The sequence below is a fragment of the Streptomyces sp. Tu 3180 genome (genome assembly GCF_009852415.1).
Taxonomy (GTDB): Bacteria; Actinomycetota; Actinomycetes; order Streptomycetales; family Streptomycetaceae; genus Streptomyces.
Genome location: NZ_WOXS01000002.1, coordinates 1,435,795 through 1,453,708 on the forward strand (window position 1 = coordinate 1,435,795; position 17,914 = coordinate 1,453,708).

A 17,914-nucleotide genomic window follows, 5' to 3' on the forward strand; every position below is an offset into this window, starting at 1 on the left:
GATCAGTGGCGACCTTCGCGCGTGCCCGCGCGGTCCTCCCGCGCCCTCGACGCGGCCCGCGCGGCGGAACCCCCGTCGAACTCCTCGGCGAAGACGGCCTCGTACTGCTTCATGAAGTCGGCGGCGGCCTCGACGAACGCGCGGCCGGCCTCGCCGGTGTCCTGCCGGACCAGTTCCTCGATGTAGCGGTTCACGCTCATCCCGCGGGCCAGGGCGCGTTCCCGCGCCGCTCGGGCGGTGCCCTCGTCCACGCGCACGTTCAGCTGGGTCTTCGCCATACCTCGAAGCTAGCGCCGAGGTGCTAGCTCCGGCAAGGGCAACCGCCCCGGGGAGGTGCGTGCCCCTTGCACCGGCATCGGCGGCCGGACCAGGGGGAGTGACCCGCACGCCTGGGGATACCAGGTGTGGGCGGGATCACATTACCCTCGGGCGCGACGGGTACGACCCGACGTCCTCACGGAGGAGGCGGCCTTGTCCACACCTTCTGCCCGGTACTCCCCGGGCCTCGCGTCGGCCGACGGGATCGCGGCCCGCGCCCGCGGCCTGACCAAGGCGTACGGCTCGGGTGAGACGACCGTGCTCGCCCTGGACGCGGTGGACGTGGACATCGTGCGCGGCCGGTTCACCGCGGTGATGGGCCCCTCGGGCTCGGGGAAGTCCACGCTGATGCACTGCCTGGCGGGGCTGGACACCGTTTCGGCCGGACAGGTGTGGCTCGGGGACACCGAGATCACCGGCTTGAAGGACCGCGAGCTGACCCGGCTGCGCCGGGACCGGATCGGGTTCATGTTCCAGTCGTTCAACCTCATCCCGACCCTGAACGCGCTGGAGAACATCACCCTGCCCATGGACATCGCCGGGCAGAAGCCCGACGGGCGGTGGCTGGACCAGGTCATCGACACCCTCGGGCTCAGGGACCGGCTGCGGCACCGGCCCGCGCAGCTCTCCGGCGGGCAGCAGCAGCGCGTGGCCTGCGCACGGGCGCTGGCCTCCCGGCCCGAGCTGATCTTCGCGGACGAGCCGACGGGGAACCTCGACTCGCGCGCCGGTCTGGAGGTGCTCGGCTTCCTGCGGGAGGCCGTGGACCGGCTGCGCCAGACCGTCGTGATGGTCACCCACGACCCGGGCGCCGCCGCCCACTCCGACCTGGTGCTCTTCCTGGCGGACGGCCGGATCGTCGACGAGATGCGGCAGCCCACGGCGGAGGCGGTGCTGGAGCGGATGAAGCGCTTCGACGTGATCCGCGCCCCGTCCGACGGCGGCGGCCCCGCGCTCGGCGCCGTCCCCGCCGGCGACGCCGCCCGCCGGCGGGACGAGACCACCCCCCGCAAGGACTGAGACCGTGCTGAGGGCGACGCTCCGGAGCTTCCTCGCGCACAGGGGACGGCTGCTGCTGTCCGCGCTGGCCGTCGTCCTGTCCGTGGCGTTCGTCGCGGGCAGCCTGATCTTCTCCGACACGGTCTCGCGCACCTTCGACCGGCTCTTCGCGTCCGGCTCCGCCGACGTCACCGTCTCGCCCCGGGAGGAGCTGGACTCGCCGGTGCCCTCGGGAGCGGTCCAGACGGTGCCGGCGTCGCTCGCCGGACGGCTGGCCCGGGTCGACGGCGTGGGGTCGGCCCACGCGGACGTCGAGGCCGGGAACATCACGGTCGTCGGCCGCGGCAACGAGCCGGTGGGGCCGGCGACGGGCGCGCCGGTCGTCGGGGTGGGCTGGTACGTCAGCGAGCACAGCGTCGTGGAGCTGACCTCCGGGCGCGCCCCGCGCGCGGACGGCGAGGCGGTCCTGGACGCGGACACGGCCGGCGCCGAGGGCGTGGAGATCGGCGACACGCTGTCCGTGCAGGCGCAGCCGGGCACGTTCCGGGTGGAGGTCGTCGGCATCGCCACGTTCACCACCACCAACCCGGGTGCGGCGCCCCTCTTCCTCGATCCCGAGGTCGCCGCGACCAGGCTGCTGGGCTCCGCCGACCGGGCCACCGGCATCTCGGTCGACGCGGCGCCGGGGGTGACCGACGCGGAGCTGAAGCGCCGCGTGGTGGCGGAGATCGGCACCGGCCCCTACGACGTCAGGACCGCCGACGAACTGGCCGAGACGGCCGCCGACGAGCTCGGCGCGTTCCTCGACGTGATCAAGTACGTGATGGTCGGCTTCGCCGGGATCGCCGTGCTCGTCGGCGTGTTCCTGGTCGTCAACACCTTCTCGATGCTGATCGCCCAGCGCACCCGCGAACTCGGCCTGCTCCGGGCGCTGGGCGCCGACCGGCGGCAGGTGCGCCGGTCGGTGCTCACCGAGGCGGTGCTGCTCGGTCTGGTCGGCTCGACGCTGGGACTGGTGGCCGGCATCGGGCTCGCCCTCGGGCTGATCCGTCTCATGGGCGTCTTCGGCATGAACCTCAGGACCTCGGAGGTGGTCGTCGGCTGGGTGACGCCCGGGACGGCGTATGTCGTCGGTGTCGGCGTCACCTTCGTCGCGGCGTACCTCCCGGCCCGCCGCGCGGCGGGCGTGTCGCCGATGGCCGCGCTCGCCGACGCCGAGGTCGCGGGGGTCGGCCGGCCGCTGCGGACGCGCGCGGTGGTGGGTTCCGTGACGGGGGCGCTCGGGGCGGCGGCGCTGATCGGGTCCGCGGCCGCCACCGAGACGTCCTCGGCGGCCTCCCTGCTGGGGCTCGGGGTGGTCCTCACCCTGATCGCGACCGTCATCGCCGGTCCGCTGCTGGTGCGGCCGGTGATCCGGGTGCTGGGCGCGGCCTTCCCCGCGCTGTTCGGGACGGTCGGCCTGATGAGCCGGCGCAACGCCCTGCGCAATCCCCGCCGCACCGGCGCCACCGCCGCCGCGCTGATGGTGGGGCTCGCCCTGGTCGGCGGCATCTCGGTGGCCAGCGCCTCGATGTCCCGCTCCTTCGACCGGCAGATCGACAAGACGCTGGGCGCCGACTTCGTGATCCAGGACGCCAACTTCAAGCCCTTCCCGCAGGAGGTCACCGACCGCGTCCGGAAGACGGAGGGCGTGGGGCTCGTCGTCCGGCAGCGGTTCGCGCCGGTGGCGGTACGGCTGCCGGACGGCGAGCGGATCGAGACCACCGCCGCCGGGTACGGCGACCGGGTCGACGACGTCGCGCGCGTGACGTACGCGAGCGGCGGCACGGCGGCGGCCCTGGCGGACGGCAACCTCGCCATGGACGTCGACTTCGCCCGGGAGCACGGCGTCCGCCTCGGCGGCACGGTGCCGGTCGAGTTCCCCGGCAGGAGGGGCACCGAGCTGACGGTGGCCGCCCTCACCGACCTGGAGACCGGCGAGGGCTTCGGGGTGCGGGGCGGGCTGTTCTTCGGCATCGCGACGGTCGAGAAGTACGTACCGGGCGGGCAGGACTCGGCGCTGTACGTGAACGCCGCCGCCGGCACGAGCGCGGACGAGCTGCGCGAGCGGCTGGAGACGGCGCTCGACCCGTACCCCCAGGTGCGGACCCTCGACCAGGCCGACTACAAGGACCTGGTGCACGACCAGATCGCGGTCCTGCTCCACCTCGTCTACGCCCTGCTGGGGCTGGCGATCGTCATCGCGGTGCTCGGCGTGGTCAACACCCTCACGCTGTCGGTGGTGGAGCGGACCCGGGAGATCGGGCTGCTGCGGGCGATCGGCCTGGCCCGGCGGCAGCTGCGGCGGATGATCCGGCTGGAGTCGGTGGTGATCGCGGTCTTCGGCGCGGTCCTGGGGCTCGTGCTGGGGCTGGTGTGGGGCCTGTGCGTCCAGCAGGTGCTGGCCCTGGAGGGCATGACCACGCTCGCGATCCCCTGGGGCACCGTCGTCGCGGTCGTCGTCGGCTCGGCGGTCGTCGGCGTCGCGGCGGCGCTGCTGCCGGCCCTGCGGGCGTCGCGGATGAACGTGCTGGCGGCGATCGCACACGAGTGAGCCAGGTGACGGGTGGTCCGCATCGTGGAAATGCCGGGCCGGCGGGTGGTTCCCCGTGCTGGGATCCCCTCATGAGCGAACTGCGCGTACGGGCCGCCGCGCCCGAGGACCTCGACACCGTGCTGGCCTTCTGGAGGACGGCCGCCGAGGGCACGAGCATCAGCGACGACCGGGACGGCGTGGAGCGGCTGGTCGCCCGCGACCCCGAGGCCCTGGTCCTCGCCGAGCTGGACGGCGAACTGGTCGGCACGGTGATCGCCGGCTTCGACGGCTGGCGCTGCCACCTGTACCGGCTGGCGGTGCACCCGGACCACCGCCGGCGGGGGATCGCCTCCGCCCTGCTGGCCGGCGCGGAGGAGCGGTTCGTACGGCTCGGCGGGCGCCGCGCGGACGCGATGGTGCTCCGGCGCAACGAGACCGCGCACCACGCCTGGGGCGCCGCGGGGTACGCGCCGCAGGAGCAGTGGCGTCGCTGGGTGAAGCCGCTCATCGGGTGATCCACGGCCCGACGGGACTCCTTTGCCGATCCTTTACTCTGGTAGGGCCACTCGGTCCTCCATGAAAGGTTGTGTGCGTCCGCCCATGGGCGAGCCCCCCGGTCCGCGACACCGCGCATTCGTCCCCTCCTGTCCGACCATGGGACGGAGGTGACCCGATGACCGAAGTGCTCCTCCTTCTGGTGGCGATCCTGCTCTCACTCGCCTGCGGTGCCTTCGTCGCGGCCGAGTTCTCCCTCACCACGGTCGAGCGCGCCGAGCTGGAGCGTGCCGCCGAGCGCGGCGAGCGGGGAGCTCCGGGTGCGCTGAAGGCCGTACGGAATCTGACCTTCCAGCTCTCCGGGGCGCAACTCGGCATCACGGTCACCAACCTGGTGGTCGGCATGCTCGCCGAGCCGTCGATCGCGGCGCTGATCTCGGGCCCGCTGGAGGACGTCGGCGTCTCCGGCCCGGCGGCGCACTCCCTCGCGCTGGTGATCGGCACGGCCCTGTCCACCGTGTTCCTGATGGTGGTCGGCGAGCTGGTGCCGAAGAACTGGGCGATCTCGTCGCCGCTGGCCGTCGCCAAGCGGGTGGGCAACGCACAGCGCTGGTTCAGCGCCGCCTTCCGGCCCTTCATCACCCACCTGAACAACACGGCCAACCGCATCGTGCGCCGCATCGGCGTGGAGCCCGCCGAGGAACTGGCGTCCGCGCGCGGGCCCCAGGAGCTCGCCGCGCTCGCCCGGCACTCCGCGAAGCAGGGCGCGCTGGAGCCGGACACCGCCGAACTCTTCGTCCGCACGCTGAACCTCGCCGACCTCACCGCGGAGAACGTGATGACCCCGCGCGTCCAGGTCGTCGCCCTGGAGGTCCGGGCGACCTGCGAGGACGTGGCGAACGTGACCCGGGCGACCGGGCTGTCCCGCTTCCCCGTCTACCGCGACACCCTCGACTCGGTCGTCGGGACCGCGCACGTCAAGGACGTGCTGGCGCTGCCCGCGGAGCGCCGGGCCCTGGTCCCGGTGTCGGAGCTGATGCGCGAACCGCTCCTGGTGCCCGAGTCGCTCACCGTCGACCGGCTGCTGGACCGGCTCTCCGGACGGCGCACCATGGCCGTGGTGATCGACGAGTACGGCGGCACCGCCGGTGTCGCCACGCTGGAGGACATCGTCGAGGAGGTCGTCGGCGACGTCCGCGACGAGCACGACCCGCACGAGACCCCCGACCTCGCCCGGGCCGGCGACGACGAGGACGGCCGCGCGCTGTTCTCCGCCGACGGCTCCGCCCGCCTGGACCAGCTCACCCGGGTGGGCCTGCGCGCGCCGGAGGGGCCCTACGAGACCCTCGCCGGACTCGTGGCGACCGAACTCGGCCGCATCCCGGCCGTCGGTGACGCCCTCGAGGTCGCCGGCTGGCGGCTGGAGGTGCTGGACGCCACCGGCCGCCGCGCGGCCCGCGTCCTCATGCACGCTCCCCCCGACGACGAGCTCCCCACCGCTGCGGGGACGGACGAGGCCGCGCCCGCGCGGACGCGCACGGACCGGGCGACGGACGGCAAGGAGGCGCGGCGATGACCGCCGTACAGCTGCTGATCGGTCTGGCGACCCTCGTCGTCAACGCCTTCTTCGTGGGCGCGGAGTTCGCGCTGATCTCGGTCCGCCGCAGCCAGATCGAGCCGTACGCCGACCGGGGCGACCGGCGCGCCAGGAGCGTGCTGTGGGGTCTGGAGCACGTGTCCGCGCTGATGGCGGCCGCGCAGCTCGGCATCACCCTGTGCACCCTGGTCCTCGGCGTCGTCGCCGAGCCGGCCATCGAGCACCTGCTGGAGCCGGTGTTCCACGCGGTGGGTGTGCCGGAGGGCGCGGGGCACGCGGTGTCCTTCGTGATCGCGCTGACCCTCGCGACGTACCTGCACATGCTGCTCGGCGAGATGGTCCCGAAGAACATCGCGCTCGCCGAGCCGGTGCGCAGCGCGCTGCTGCTGGGTCCGCCCCTGGTGGCGCTGTCCCGGGCGCTGCGCCCGGTGATCTTCACCATCAACGCCTTCGCCAACACCCTGCTGAAGCTGCTGCGGGTCGAGGCCCGCAACGAGGTCACCGCCTCCTTCTCGGACGCCGAGCTGGCCCAGATCGTGAAGGACTCCGGCGAGGCCGGCCTGATCGACGAACGCGCGCTGGAACGCCTGCACGACGCGCTGGAGCTGGGCCGGCGGCCGGTGCGGGACGTGGTGCTGCCACTGGAGCGCGTGGTCTACGCGCGCGTGGGGGTCACTCCCGAGGGACTGGAGGAGCTGTCGGCCCGGTCCGGGTTCTCCCGTTTCCCCGTGGTGGACGAGGGGCGGCGGATCGTCGGCTACCTCCACGTGAAGGACGCCCTCGACGCCTCACCGCGTGATCTGCCGTTCCGGCTGCGGGACATGCGGCCCATCGCCCGGGTGCGCGAGAGCACACCGCTGGACGACGTCCTGACGGCGATGCGGGGCAGCCGTACGCACCTGGCGGCCGTGCTCGGGGCCGACGGGCGGCTGGCGGGGCTGGTCACGATGGAGGACGTCCTGCGGGAGCTGTTCGGGCAGCGGACCTGAGCGGAAGGACGACGGGGCGGGAGACGGCCGGACAGGGGCGACGGGGCGGGGAGGGCGACCGACCGGCGGGTATGTGCACGGGATACCATCTCTGTCGCCATGTACACGAACCCCACCCACACCAGCCTCGTCGCCCTCGGCGACTCCTTCACCGAGGGCATGTCGGACCTGCTGCCCGACGGCACGTACCGGGGCTGGGCCGATCTCCTCGCCTCGCGGATGGCGGCCGTCCGGCCCGGCTTCCGGTACGCCAACCTCGCGGTGCGCGGCAAACTGATCCAGCAGATCGTCGACGAGCAGGTGGAGGCCGCGGCGGCCATGCGGGCCGACGTGGTCACCCTGGTCGGCGGGCTCAACGACACCCTGCGGCCCAAGTGCGACATGGGACGGGTGCGGGACCTGCTGACCGAGGCCGTGGAGCGGCTGGCCCCGCACTGCAAACAGCTGGTGCTGATGCGCAGCCCCGGCCGCCAGGGCCCGGTCCTGGAGCGCTTCCGGCCGCGCATGGAGGCGCTGTTCGCCTGTGTGGACGAGCTCGCCGAGCGGCACGGCGCACTCGTCGTCGACCTGTACGGGGCGCCCTCGCTCAGCGATCCCCGGCTGTGGGACGTGGACCGGCTGCACCTGACCGCGGACGGGCACCGCAGGGTCGCGGAGGCGGTGTGGCAGACCCTCGGCTACCCGCCCGAGGACCCCCACTGGCACCTGCCCCCGGAGGCGACGCTGCCGCCGCGCTGGGTGGCCCGCCGGGTCGCGGACGCCCGGTTCGCCCGGCAGCACCTGCTGCCGTGGATAGGCCGCCGGCTCACCGGCCGCTCCTCGGGCGACGGCCTGCCGCCCAAGCGCCCCGAACTGCTGCCGTACGGGGACGGGTAGCGGTGCGCGCTCCCGGGCCCGGCCCCTTGTAGCTTCCGACGAACCACCCCGTGGCGCTGGCCTGCACGAATCGCCAGTAGACTCCGTACACGTGACTGCTGCGCCCGCCAAGCCCCGTATCCCGAACGTCCTCGCCGGACGCTACGCCTCCGCCGAGCTCGCCACGCTCTGGTCCCCCGAGCAGAAGGTGAAGCTGGAGCGGCGGCTCTGGCTCGCCGTGCTGCGGGCCCAGAAGGACCTCGGGATCGAGGTGCCGGACGCGGCGATCGCCGACTACGAGCGTGTCCTCGACCAGGTCGACCTGGCCTCGATCGCCGAGCGCGAGAGGGTCACCCGGCACGACGTGAAGGCGCGGATCGAGGAGTTCAACGACCTCGCCGGGCACGAGCACGTGCACAAGGGGATGACCTCCCGCGACCTCACCGAGAACGTCGAGCAGCTGCAGATCCGGCTCTCGCTGGAGCTGATCCGCGACCGCGCGGTGGCCGTGCTGGCGCGCCTGGGCAGGCTGGCCGGGGAGTACGGCGAGCTGGTCGTGGCCGGCCGTTCGCACAACGTGGCCGCGCAGGCCACCACCCTCGGCAAGCGGTTCGCGACCGCCGCCGACGAGCTGCTCGTCGCGTACGGCCGGGTGGAGGAGCTGCTGGGCCGCTACCCGCTGCGCGGCATCAAGGGCCCGGTGGGGACGGCGCAGGACATGCTGGACCTGCTCGGCGGCGACGCGGACAGGCTGGCGGAGCTGGAGCGGCGGATCGCCGGGCACCTGGGCTTCTCCGAGGCGTTCACCTCGGTCGGCCAGGTGTACCCGCGCTCGCTGGACTACGAGGTGGTGACCGCGCTGGTGCAGCTGGCGGCCGCGCCGTCGTCGCTGGCGAAGACGATCCGGCTGATGGCCGGGCACGAGCTGGTCACCGAGGGCTTCAAGCCGGGCCAGGTCGGTTCCTCCGCGATGCCGCACAAGATGAACACCCGCTCCTGCGAGCGCGTGAACGGCCTGATGGTGATCCTGCGCGGCTACGCGTCGATGACCGGCGAGCTGGCGGGCGACCAGTGGAACGAGGGCGACGTGTCCTGCTCCGTGGTGCGCCGGGTCGCGCTGCCGGACGCGTTCTTCGCGCTCGACGGCCTGCTGGAGACGTTCCTGACGGTGCTCGACGAGTTCGGCGCCTTCCCGGCGGTCGTGGCCCGGGAGCTGGACCGCTACCTGCCGTTCCTGGCCACCACCAAGGTGCTGATGGGCGCGGTCCGCGCGGGCGTCGGCCGCGAGGTCGCGCACGAGGCGATCAAGGAGAACGCCGTCGCCACCGCCCTGGCGATGCGTGAGCGGGGCGCCGAGCGCAACGACCTGCTCGACAAGCTGGCCGCCGACGAGCGGCTGCCGCTCGACCGGGCCGAGCTGGAGGCGCTGATGGCGGACAAGCTGTCCTTCACCGGCGCCGCGGGCGACCAGGTCGCCGGCGTGGTCGCCCGCGTCGACGCGATCGTGAAGCAGCGCCCGGAGGCCGCCGGTTACGTCCCCGGGGCGATCCTCTGACCCGCTTCACCCCCCAGGAGCTGGAGGCCGCCCGCGACCGGCTGGTGCCGGACGTGGCCGCGGACGGCCTGCGCGTGCTGTTCTGCGGCATCAACCCGGGCCTGATGACGGCCGCGACGGGCCACCACTTCGCCCGCCCCGGCAACCGCTTCTGGCCGGCGCTGCACCGCTCCGGCTTCACCCCGAGGCTGCTGAGGCCCTCGGAGCAGGAGGAGCTGCTGTCGTACGGCCTCGGCATCACCAACGTCGTGGCGCGGGCGACCGCGCGGGCCGACGAGCTGAGCGCCGAGGAGTACCGGGAGGGCGGGCGGCTGCTCGCCCTGAAGGTGACCCGGCTCCGTCCGCGGTGGCTGGCCGTCCTGGGGATCACCGCGTACCGGGTCGCGTTCGACGACCGCACGGCACGGGTGGGGCCCCAGGCACGGACGATCGGCGACACGCGGGTGTGGGTGCTGCCCAATCCGAGCGGGCTGAACGCGCACTGGACACCGGCGACCCTGGCCGAGGAGTTCGCGCGGCTGCGGGAGGCCGCGGGGCGGTAGGCGCCGGGCCGCCCGCCCCGCGGGGCGCCGGCCGGTTTCCGGTCAGGCGTCCCTGCGGCGCAGGCTCCACGCTCCCGCCAGCAGCGCGGCCGCCGTCCACGACGCGGTCACCGCGAGACCCGACCAGGGACCCAGCGTTCCCTCGTGGGTCCGGTGGAGGACCAGCTGTCCGGCCCGGTCGGGCATGAACTCGACGACGGTGCCGGCCGCGTCGCCGATCACGAAGGACACGACCAGGATGAAGGGGATCAGCAGGGACAGGGTGGCCACGCCGCTGCGCAGCAGGGTCGCGAGGCCCGCGGCGAACAGCGCCGTCAGCGTGAGGTAGACGCCGCAGCCCACGACCGCGCGCGCCTGCTCGCCCCCGGTGAGCCCGTCCGCCGCGGACCCCGCCCCCGCGCGTCCCGCGAGGAGCGCGGCGAGGGAGGTGAGCAGCCCGACGACGAGCGTCGGCACGGCGATCGCCGTCATCTTGGCCGCGAACCAGCGGCCGCGCCGCGGAACCGCCGCCAGGGAGGTGCGCAGGGCGCCGCCCTGGAACTCCGACGACATCGCCACCGCGCCGAAGGAGATCGCGGCGATCTGGCCCGGCATGACGCCGGACAGGGCGGTGAACAGCGGGTCGGAGCCGGGGTCCGAGGAGTCCGACGCCCCGGCGAGCGCGGAGAACGCCGTGGTCACGGCGAACAGCGCCAGGAGGGTCGCGAGGAGCGGGCGGAGCGTGCGGATCTTCAGCCACTCGGACCGGAGTACGGGTGCGAACTGCATGGTCAGGCCTCCCGGCGCGGTGCGGTGAACTCGGTCTCGGCCGCGGTCAGGTCCAGGTAGGCCTGTTCCAGCGTGCCTTCGTCCGCCGCGAGTTCGAGGATCGGCACCCCTGCGGCGGAGGCGAGGCGTCCGATGTCGTCCACCCGCGCGTCCGGCACGGTCCAGTGCCCCTCCGGGTGCTCCACCGCGTCGTGACCGTGCCCGGTGAGGACGCTCCTGAGGGCGGTGGGGTCGGAGGTGCGGACCCGGACGGCGGGCCGCACGCGTGCGCGGACGAACTCCCGCATCGGGGTGTCGGCCAGCAGACGGCCCCGCCCGAGGACGACGAGGTGGTCGGCGAAGGAGGCGGTCTCGTTCATCAGGTGGCTGGAGACCAGGACGGTCCGCCCCTCGTCCGCGAGCCGGCGCAGCAGGGTGCGGATCCACACGATGCCTTCCGGGTCCAGGCCGTTGGAGGGCTCGTCGAGCATGATCACCTCCGGGTCGCCGAGCAGCGCGGCGGCGATGCCCAGCCGCTGGCGCATGCCCAGGGAGTAGGTCCGCACCCGGCGGCGCGCCACGGGCGCCAGGCCGGTCTCCTCCAGCACCTCGTCGACCCTGCGGTCCGGGAGGCGGTTGCTCGCCGCCAGCACGCGCAGGTGGTCGCGGCCGGTGCGGGAGCCGTGCGCGGCCCGCGCGTCGAGCAGGGCGCCGACACGGCGCAGGGGCTCCGGCAGGGTGGCGTAGGCGCGTCCGCCGAGGGTGGCGGTGCCGGACGTCGGGTGGTCGAGGCCGAGCACCAGGCGCATGGTGGTGGACTTGCCGGCGCCGTTGGGGCCGAGGAAGCCGGTGACCCGGCCGGGCAGGACGCGGAAGGTGAGGCCGTCGACGGCTCGCCGGGTGCCGTACTCCTTGGTGAGGTTCTGGACGTCGATGCTGGTCATGGGCGCCAGCCTGGCCGTCCGGGCGCGTCCGGGGCCTCCCCCGGCCGTGGAGACCGTCTCCCCCGTGCGGGGGAGGCCGGCCGCCGGCGCCGGCTGGCACGATGACGCGATGACCACCGTCCTGCGTCCCCTCCTGCGGGGGACGACGTACACCCGTCTGCTGCACCTGTGGATACCCGCGCTGCCGTTCAGCGTGTGGATGTTCGTCCTCCCGACGGCCCCCTGGGTGCCCGCGCTCGTGCTGGTTCCGCTGGGACTGGTCCCGGCGGTCCGCAGGGGGGAGGGCGTGCAGGCCCGGCTGCTGCTGACGCCGGGCGAGCGGGAGCCGGGGATCTCCGAGGAGCCGTCGGCGACGTGGCGCGACCGGCTGCGGACCGCGCTGTGGCTGGCGGTGCGGGTGGCGCTGGCGGGGGTGACGACGGTCGCCACGGTCTGGCTGCCGCTCCTCGCGTACTCCGCGGGCGAGGTCGCGGCGGGGGGCACGCCCGAGGGCGTGCCCGTGCTGGAGGACGCGCGGCCGCACTGGGCCCACGCCCTGCTGGTGCCGCTCCCCCTGATCGTGCTGTACGCGGTGGTGGTGGGTCTGGGCGGGCTGGTCACCGCCGTCGCGCGCCGGCTGCTCGGCCCCTCCCCCGCCGAGCGCCTGGCCGCCCTGGAGGCCCGGACCGAACAGCTCCTGGAGCGCACCCGCATCGCGCGCGAGCTGCACGACTCCATCGGCCACGCCCTGACCGTCGCCGTCGTGCAGGCCGGCGCCGCGCGGGCGGCGGGTGATCCCGGTTTCACCGACCGGGCGCTGGAGGCCGTCGAGGAGACCGGCCGGGCCGCCCTGGAGGACCTGGAGCGGGTCCTGGGCATCCTGCGCGAGCCGGAGAGGCCCTTGAGCGGCCGGCCCACCCTCGCGGACGCCGGCCGTCTGCTGGAGTCCGCCCGGGCCTCGGGGGCGAAGGTCGACGCCGAGGTGAGCGGCCCCCTGGACACCGTGCCCGGCCCGGTCTCCCGCGAGGGCCACCGCATCCTGCAGGAGTCGCTGACCAACGCGCTCCGGCACGCGGGGACGGTCCCCGTGCGGGTCCGGATCCGCGTCGCCGGCGGCACGCTCCTGCTGGAGATCCGCAACCCGCTGGTGCGGGACGTACCCGGCGGCGGGCCCGGCAGCGGGCTGCGCGGCGTACGGGAGCGCGCCGCGCTGCTCGGGGGCCGCGCGCGTACGGGGCCGGACGGGGGCGACTGGGCGGTGCGGGTCGAACTGCCGCTGAACGGGGCCGAGTCGCGTTGATCTAGGCTGGCCGGATGCCGGTCACCGTTCTGCTCGTCGACGACGAGCCCCTCGTGCGCGCGGGGCTGCGGGCCGTGCTGGAGGCGCAGCCCGACATCGAGGTGGTCGGCGAGGCGGCCGACGGGGCGGCGGTGATCCCGCTGGTGCGGCGGCTGCGGCCGGACGTGGTCGCCATGGACGTGCGCATGCCGTTGATGGACGGGATCGAGGCCACGCGCGCGCTGCTGCGGACGGTCGGGGAGCCGCCGAAGATCCTGGTGGTGACGACGTTCGAGAACGACGAGTACGTCTACGGGGCGCTGCGCGCCGGGGCCGACGGGTTCCTGCTGAAGCGGGCGCGGCCCGCGGAGATCGTGCACGCGGTGCGGCTGGTCGCCGAGGGCGAGTCACTGCTGTTCCCCGCCTCGGTGCGCCGGCTGGCGGCCGAGTACGGCGACGGCGGCGATCGCGCGGCGCGGGCCGTGCTGGAGCGGGCGCGGCTGACCGGGCGGGAGGCGGAGGTGCTGCGGCTGATGGCGCGGGGGCTGTCGAACGCGGAGATCGCCGCCCGGCTGGTGGTGGGGACGGAGACGGTGAAGTCGCACGTGAGCGCCGTGCTGGCGAAGCTCGGGGCGCGGGACCGCACGCAGGCGGTGATCACGGCGTACGAGTCGGGGTTCGTGGCGCCGGGATGAGCCGCGTCCGCGGGCCGGCGGCGGCCGTGCCCGGAGGTCGCCGGGGTGTGCCGCGCCGAGTACCATCCGGCCCACACGCGCATGAGCTGGGAGGACGGACGGTGGGTCGGCTGACCGGCGGGGACCCCTCGCTGCTGCGAAGGATCAACTCCGCGGTGGTGCTGCACGCGTTGCGGGCCACGGACTGCGCGACGCTGACCGAGGTCACCCGGGTGACGGGCCTGTCCCGGCCGACCGTCGAGGGCGTCGTGGAGGGGCTCATCGAGGCGGGTCTCGTCGTCGAGAAGGCGGCCGAGGAGGGCGCCGCGCGACGGCAGGGAAGGCCGGCGCGGAGGTTCCGGTTCCGCGCGGAGGCCGGGCACCTGCTGGGCCTGGAGATCGGCGTGCACCGGGTGGCCGCGCTGCTGTCCGACCTGGACGGCCGGGTGATCGGCGCCCAGGTCCGGGACGTCGACGAGACGGTCGAGGCCGACGAGCGGCTGGAGCGGCTGCGCGCCGCCGTCGCCGAGCTGCTGCGCCGGGCCGGTGTGGCACGCGGCTCCCTGCGGGCCGTGGGCGTGGGCACGCCGGGGATCGTCGAGGCCGACGGGACCGTACGGCTGGGCACGGCGCTGCCCGGATGGACGGGGCTGGGCCTCGGAGAGCGCCTGCGCCGGTCCTTCAAGTGCCCGGTGCTGGTGGAGAACGACGCCAACGCGGCCGTCGTCGCCGAGCACTGGAAGGGCGTCGCCAAGGAGACCGACGACGTGGTGTTCGTGCTGGCCGGGCTGAGCCCGGGAGCCGGTTCGCTGATCGGCGGGCGGCTGCACCGGGGGTACGGCGGGGCGGCCGGCGAGATCGGGGCGCTGCACCTGCTGGGCCGGGAGGCCACTCCGGAGACGCTGCTGTCCACCACGGACGAACCGCTGCACCCGCTCGACGAGCAGGCGGTCGCCGAGGTCTTCGCCCAGGCCCGCGAGGGCGACCAGCGGGCGCTCGCGGCGGTGGACCGCTTCATCCGGCGGCTCGTGCACGACGTGGCGGCGCTGGTGCTGGCACTCGACCCGGAACTGGTGGTGATCGGCGGCTGGGCGGCCGGCCTGGACGGGGTCCTGGAGCCGCTGCGCCGCGAACTGGCCCGCTACTGCCTGCGTCCGCCGAAGGTCGCCCTGTCCCTCCTCGGGGAGGCGGCGGTGGCGACGGGCGCGCTGCGGCTCGCCCTGGACCACGTGGAGGAACAGCTCTTCGCGGTGGACGGCACGGTGACGGCGCGCCGGTGAGGAGCCGGTACGCCGGTGAGGGCCTGCCCGGTCCCGCCGCGCCCGGGAGGGCGGCGGGACCGGGACGCCGGGGCTCTCAGGAGGCGGCGCGCTCGGGCCCGTGGTGGATCTCCACGCCGCCGGAGTCGCCGAAGGTCAGCCGGCAGGTGTCCGCGCGGTAGGTGGCCGCGGAGAGCGCGGCGGTGCGGCCCCGGGCGATGAAGCGGGTGGTGACGACGAGGACGGGCGCGCCCGGCAGGCGGTCCAGTTCCCTGGCGTCGTCCGCGCGGGCGGAGCCGAGCTCCACGGTGTTCTCCTGCCGCTCCAGTTCCAGGCGCTGCAGTTCACGCAGCACCGCACGCGCGCGCGGCGCGCCGGACGGCGCGTCGATGCCGGAGAGCTCGGGCACCGAGCCGGCCGGGATGTACAGCAGCTCGGCCGCGACGGGCTGACCGTGCGACACGCGGGAGCGGCGCACGACGTGCACGGGCTCCTCGCGGCCGGTCGCCAGGGTCTCGGCGACGGCCGCGGGCGGCACCTCGAGCGTGCAGTCGAGGATCTGCCAGGCGTCGTCCGGGCCGCCCGGCCAGGAGTGCTGCGCCGTGCCGACGGGCACGCCCATGCGCGGCGGCGCGACGGTCGTGCCCACACCGCGGCGGCGCTGCAGCCTGCCTTCCAGTTCGAGCTGTTCCAGGGCCTGCCGGAGCGTGGCGCGGGCGACGCCGAAGCGGGCGGCGAGGTCGCGCTCGTTGGGCAGGATCTCGCCCACGGAGAACTCCGAGTCCAGCGCCTCGCTGAGCACGGTCCTGAGGTGCCAGTACTTCGGTTCCGGCACCGTTTCCAGCTGCGTGGTCCCCACCCTGTCCTCCGCGATCGCCGTGTCCGGCGGCGTTTTAGCGCCCTTGTTTATTAAAGGTTGTTTCACTTATCAGCGACCATAGGACGCCCCCCACCCTTGGTCAATACCAATCCCCGGTCCGCTCGCGCGCGGCGTGATCGCGCGGCCACGAAGCGTGCGGAGGGCGTCCGCGCCCGGACGCGCCCCTGCGGACGCACCGGGGCCCCCGCCGCGGCGGGGGCCCCGGTGTCGCGGACGCCGGTCCGCCCGTCAGGCGGCGGCCAGCGAACGCAGCTTGTCGGGGTTGCGGATGATGTACACCGTCCGGACGCGCCCGTCGGCGACGTCGAGCTGGAGGACGGAGTCGGGCCTGTCGCCGGACAGGGTGAGCACCGCGGGGCCGCCGTTGAGCTCCACGAAGCGGAAGGAGAGGTCCGGAACGCCCTTGCGGGCGGCGCCGAGGAGGAAGCGGCCCACGTGGTCGGCGCCCTCCAGGACCCGCAGCGGAGCGCGGGACTTGCCGCCGCTGTCGCCGATCAGGCGCACGTCCGGCGCGAGCAGCTCCATCAGCGCCCCCAGATCGCCGCCGGCCGCCGCGGCCAGGAACCGCTCGGTGAGGTCGCGGCGCCGGGCGGGGTCGACCTCGTAGCGCGGGCGCCGCTCCTCGACGTGCCTGCGGGCGCGTCCGGCGAGCTGGCGCACGGCGGGTTCGCCGCGGTCGAGCATGGCCGCGATGTCGGCGTACGGGTAGCCGAACGCCTCCCGCAGCACGAAGACCGCGCGCTCCAGCGGCGACAGGGACTCCAGGACCACGAGGAGGGCGAGGGAGACGGAGTCGGTGAGCACGGCCCGCTCGGCGGCGTCCGGGGCGGTGTCGCCGAAGTCGGTGAGGTACGGCTCCGGCAGCCACGGGCCGACGTAGGTCTCGCCGCGCGCCTTGATCCGGCGCAGCCGGTCGACGGCGAGGCGGGTGGTGATGCGCACCAGGTAGCCGCGCGGCTCGCGCACCCCGGACCGGTCGCCGCCCGACCAGCGCAGCCACGCGTCCTGGACCACGTCCTCCGCGTCGGCCACCCGGCCCAGCATCCGGTAGGCGACCCCCAGGAGAACGGGGCGGTGCTCTTCGAAGACGTCGGTCACGGTGTCGGTGGTCACGGAACCATCCCAGCCGACCCGCACGGCCGTGTCCAGGCGGCACCGGCACGTGCCGGGCGCGGCGGGCCGCCGCCCGGCGACGGGGCGGATCCAGGGGCTACCCGTCGGTAGTAATTGCTGACAAGCTGTCTACGGCGCCAGGCGGCGCCCGATTCCGCGAGTCCCAGACGAGGAGCACCCTCATGTCCGCGACCGTCTCCTTCGAGGTCCCCTCCCCCCTCGGCCCGCAGACCGTGACCCTGTCCTACGCGCGCGCGGGACACGGTGAACCCCTGCTCCTGCTGCACGGCATCGGTCACCACCGGCAGGCCTGGGACCCGGTGGCGGACATCCTGGCGACCGAGCGCGAGGTGATCGCCGTGGACCTGCCCGGCTTCGGCGCCTCCCCGCCGCTGCCCGACGGCCTCGCCCACGACCTGCCGACCATGAACGCCGCGCTCGGCGCCCTGTGCGAGGCGCTGGGGCTGGACCGGCCGCACGTCGCGGGCAACTCGCTCGGCGGTCTGCTGGCCCTGGAGATGGGCCGCCACAGGCGCGTACGGTCCGTCACCGCGCTGTCCCCGGCGGGCTTCTGGACCGGGGCCGAGCGGCGGTACGCCTTCGCCGTGCTGACCGGCATGCGGCGGATCGCGGAGCGGATGCCGCTGCCGCTGGTCGAGCGCCTGGCCCGCTCGGCGGCCGGCCGGGCGGCGCTGACCAGCACCATCTACGCCCGCCCCGGGCGCCGTTCGCCCGAGGCCGTGGTCGCCGAGACGCTCGCGCTCGCCGGCGCCACCGGCTTCGCCGAGACCCTGCGCGCGGGCACCACCGTGCGGTTCGCCGACGACGTGCCGGACATCCCCGTGACCGTGGCCTGGGGCGCCCGGGACCGGCTGCTCGTGCCCCGGCAGGGCGTCCGCGCCAAGCGGGTCATCCCCCGGGCCCGGCTGGTCCGGCTGCCCGGCTGCGGCCACGTCCCGATGAACGACGACCCGGCGCTGGTCGCGCGCGTCATCCTCGACGGCAGCCGCCGCTGAGGGCCGTACGACCGCCCCCGCGCGACCGGTTGTTCACCCGGGGTTCGCGCGCGGGCCGCGTCGCCCGAGTAGGTGTGGCAGCACACACTGGCCGGATC

General features: G+C 74.7%; 17 protein-coding genes. 12 read left to right on the top strand and 5 right to left on the bottom strand.

Annotation, left to right across the window (positions count from 1 at the left end; genetic code table 11):
• Positions 1-2 precede the first annotated feature (2 nt).
• Positions 3-278: a toxin-antitoxin system HicB family antitoxin gene (locus GL259_RS07350; RefSeq protein WP_159530343.1), complete on the bottom strand. Its 276-nt coding sequence runs from the start codon at positions 276-278 to the stop codon at positions 3-5.
• 193 nt (positions 279-471) lie between these two features.
• Between GL259_RS07350 and GL259_RS07355 the strand changes: the two genes are divergently transcribed.
• From GL259_RS07355 to mug, 8 genes are all read left to right on the top strand, one after another.
• Positions 472-1,338: an ABC transporter ATP-binding protein gene (locus GL259_RS07355; protein ID WP_243762270.1), complete on the top strand. Its 867-nt coding sequence runs from the start codon at positions 472-474 to the stop codon at positions 1,336-1,338.
• 4 nt (positions 1,339-1,342) lie between these two features.
• The gene (locus GL259_RS07360) at positions 1,343-3,910 is read left to right on the top strand and encodes an ABC transporter permease (RefSeq protein WP_159530345.1); all 2,568 of its coding nucleotides are present in this window, start codon (positions 1,343-1,345) and stop codon (positions 3,908-3,910) included.
• Between the two features lie 71 nt (positions 3,911-3,981).
• Positions 3,982-4,407: a GNAT family N-acetyltransferase gene (locus tag GL259_RS07365; protein ID WP_159530347.1), complete on the top strand. Its 426-nt coding sequence runs from the start codon at positions 3,982-3,984 to the stop codon at positions 4,405-4,407.
• A 158-nt stretch (positions 4,408-4,565) separates the two neighbouring features.
• A complete protein-coding gene (locus GL259_RS07370; RefSeq protein ID WP_159530349.1) occupies positions 4,566-5,963 on the top strand; it encodes a hemolysin family protein in 1,398 nt (465 codons plus the stop codon).
• Entirely contained in the window at positions 5,960-6,973 is a 1,014-nt protein-coding gene (locus GL259_RS07375; RefSeq protein ID WP_159530351.1) for a hemolysin family protein, read from the top strand. Before GL259_RS07370 ends, GL259_RS07375 begins: the two co-directional genes overlap by 4 nt.
• 99 nt (positions 6,974-7,072) lie before the next feature.
• A complete protein-coding gene (locus GL259_RS07380; RefSeq protein WP_159530353.1) occupies positions 7,073-7,849 on the top strand; it encodes an SGNH/GDSL hydrolase family protein in 777 nt (258 codons plus the stop codon).
• Between the two features lie 91 nt (positions 7,850-7,940).
• Complete coding sequence (gene purB / locus GL259_RS07385; protein ID WP_159530355.1) at positions 7,941-9,383, top strand: adenylosuccinate lyase; 1,443 nt, start codon at positions 7,941-7,943, stop codon at positions 9,381-9,383.
• A gap of 44 nt (positions 9,384-9,427) precedes the next feature.
• Positions 9,428-9,925 carry a G/U mismatch-specific DNA glycosylase gene (mug, locus tag GL259_RS07390; RefSeq protein ID WP_159530357.1) on the top strand — a complete coding sequence of 166 codons (498 nt, stop codon included), beginning with the start codon at positions 9,428-9,430 and terminating at the stop codon, positions 9,923-9,925.
• 42 nt (positions 9,926-9,967) lie between these two features.
• Here mug and GL259_RS07395 read toward each other — a convergent pair whose 3' ends face one another.
• Both GL259_RS07395 and GL259_RS07400 read right to left on the bottom strand, forming a co-directional pair.
• On the bottom strand, positions 9,968-10,693 hold the full coding sequence (locus tag GL259_RS07395; RefSeq protein ID WP_159530359.1) for an ABC transporter permease: 726 nt from the start codon (positions 10,691-10,693) through the stop codon (positions 9,968-9,970).
• 2 nt (positions 10,694-10,695) lie between these two features.
• Complete coding sequence (locus tag GL259_RS07400; protein WP_159530361.1) at positions 10,696-11,616, bottom strand: ABC transporter ATP-binding protein; 921 nt, start codon at positions 11,614-11,616, stop codon at positions 10,696-10,698.
• Between the two features lie 109 nt (positions 11,617-11,725).
• Between GL259_RS07400 and GL259_RS07405 the strand changes: the two genes are divergently transcribed.
• The 3 genes from GL259_RS07405 to GL259_RS07415 all read left to right on the top strand — a co-directional run bounded on the left by GL259_RS07405 (position 11,726) and on the right by GL259_RS07415 (position 14,828).
• Positions 11,726-12,895 carry a histidine kinase gene (locus GL259_RS07405; RefSeq protein WP_159530363.1) on the top strand — a complete coding sequence of 390 codons (1,170 nt, stop codon included), beginning with the start codon at positions 11,726-11,728 and terminating at the stop codon, positions 12,893-12,895.
• A gap of 14 nt (positions 12,896-12,909) precedes the next feature.
• Positions 12,910-13,569, top strand: coding sequence for a response regulator transcription factor (locus GL259_RS07410; RefSeq protein WP_159530365.1), 660 nt, complete (start codon positions 12,910-12,912; stop codon positions 13,567-13,569).
• A 101-nt stretch (positions 13,570-13,670) separates the two neighbouring features.
• The gene (locus tag GL259_RS07415) at positions 13,671-14,828 is read left to right on the top strand and encodes an ROK family transcriptional regulator (protein ID WP_159530367.1); all 1,158 of its coding nucleotides are present in this window, start codon (positions 13,671-13,673) and stop codon (positions 14,826-14,828) included.
• Between the two features lie 76 nt (positions 14,829-14,904).
• Here GL259_RS07415 and GL259_RS07420 read toward each other — a convergent pair whose 3' ends face one another.
• Positions 14,905-15,666 (bottom strand): GntR family transcriptional regulator, encoded by a 762-nt coding sequence (locus GL259_RS07420; protein WP_159530369.1) that lies wholly within the window; start codon positions 15,664-15,666, stop codon positions 14,905-14,907.
• A 249-nt stretch (positions 15,667-15,915) separates the two neighbouring features.
• Positions 15,916-16,800 (bottom strand): RNA polymerase sigma-70 factor, encoded by an 885-nt coding sequence (locus tag GL259_RS07425; RefSeq protein ID WP_159530371.1) that lies wholly within the window; start codon positions 16,798-16,800, stop codon positions 15,916-15,918.
• 182 nt (positions 16,801-16,982) lie between these two features.
• On the opposite strand from GL259_RS07425, the gene GL259_RS07430 reads away from it, so the two are divergent.
• Positions 16,983-17,816 (top strand): alpha/beta fold hydrolase, encoded by an 834-nt coding sequence (locus tag GL259_RS07430; RefSeq protein WP_159530373.1) that lies wholly within the window; start codon positions 16,983-16,985, stop codon positions 17,814-17,816.
• Positions 17,817-17,914: the final 98 nt, after the last annotated feature.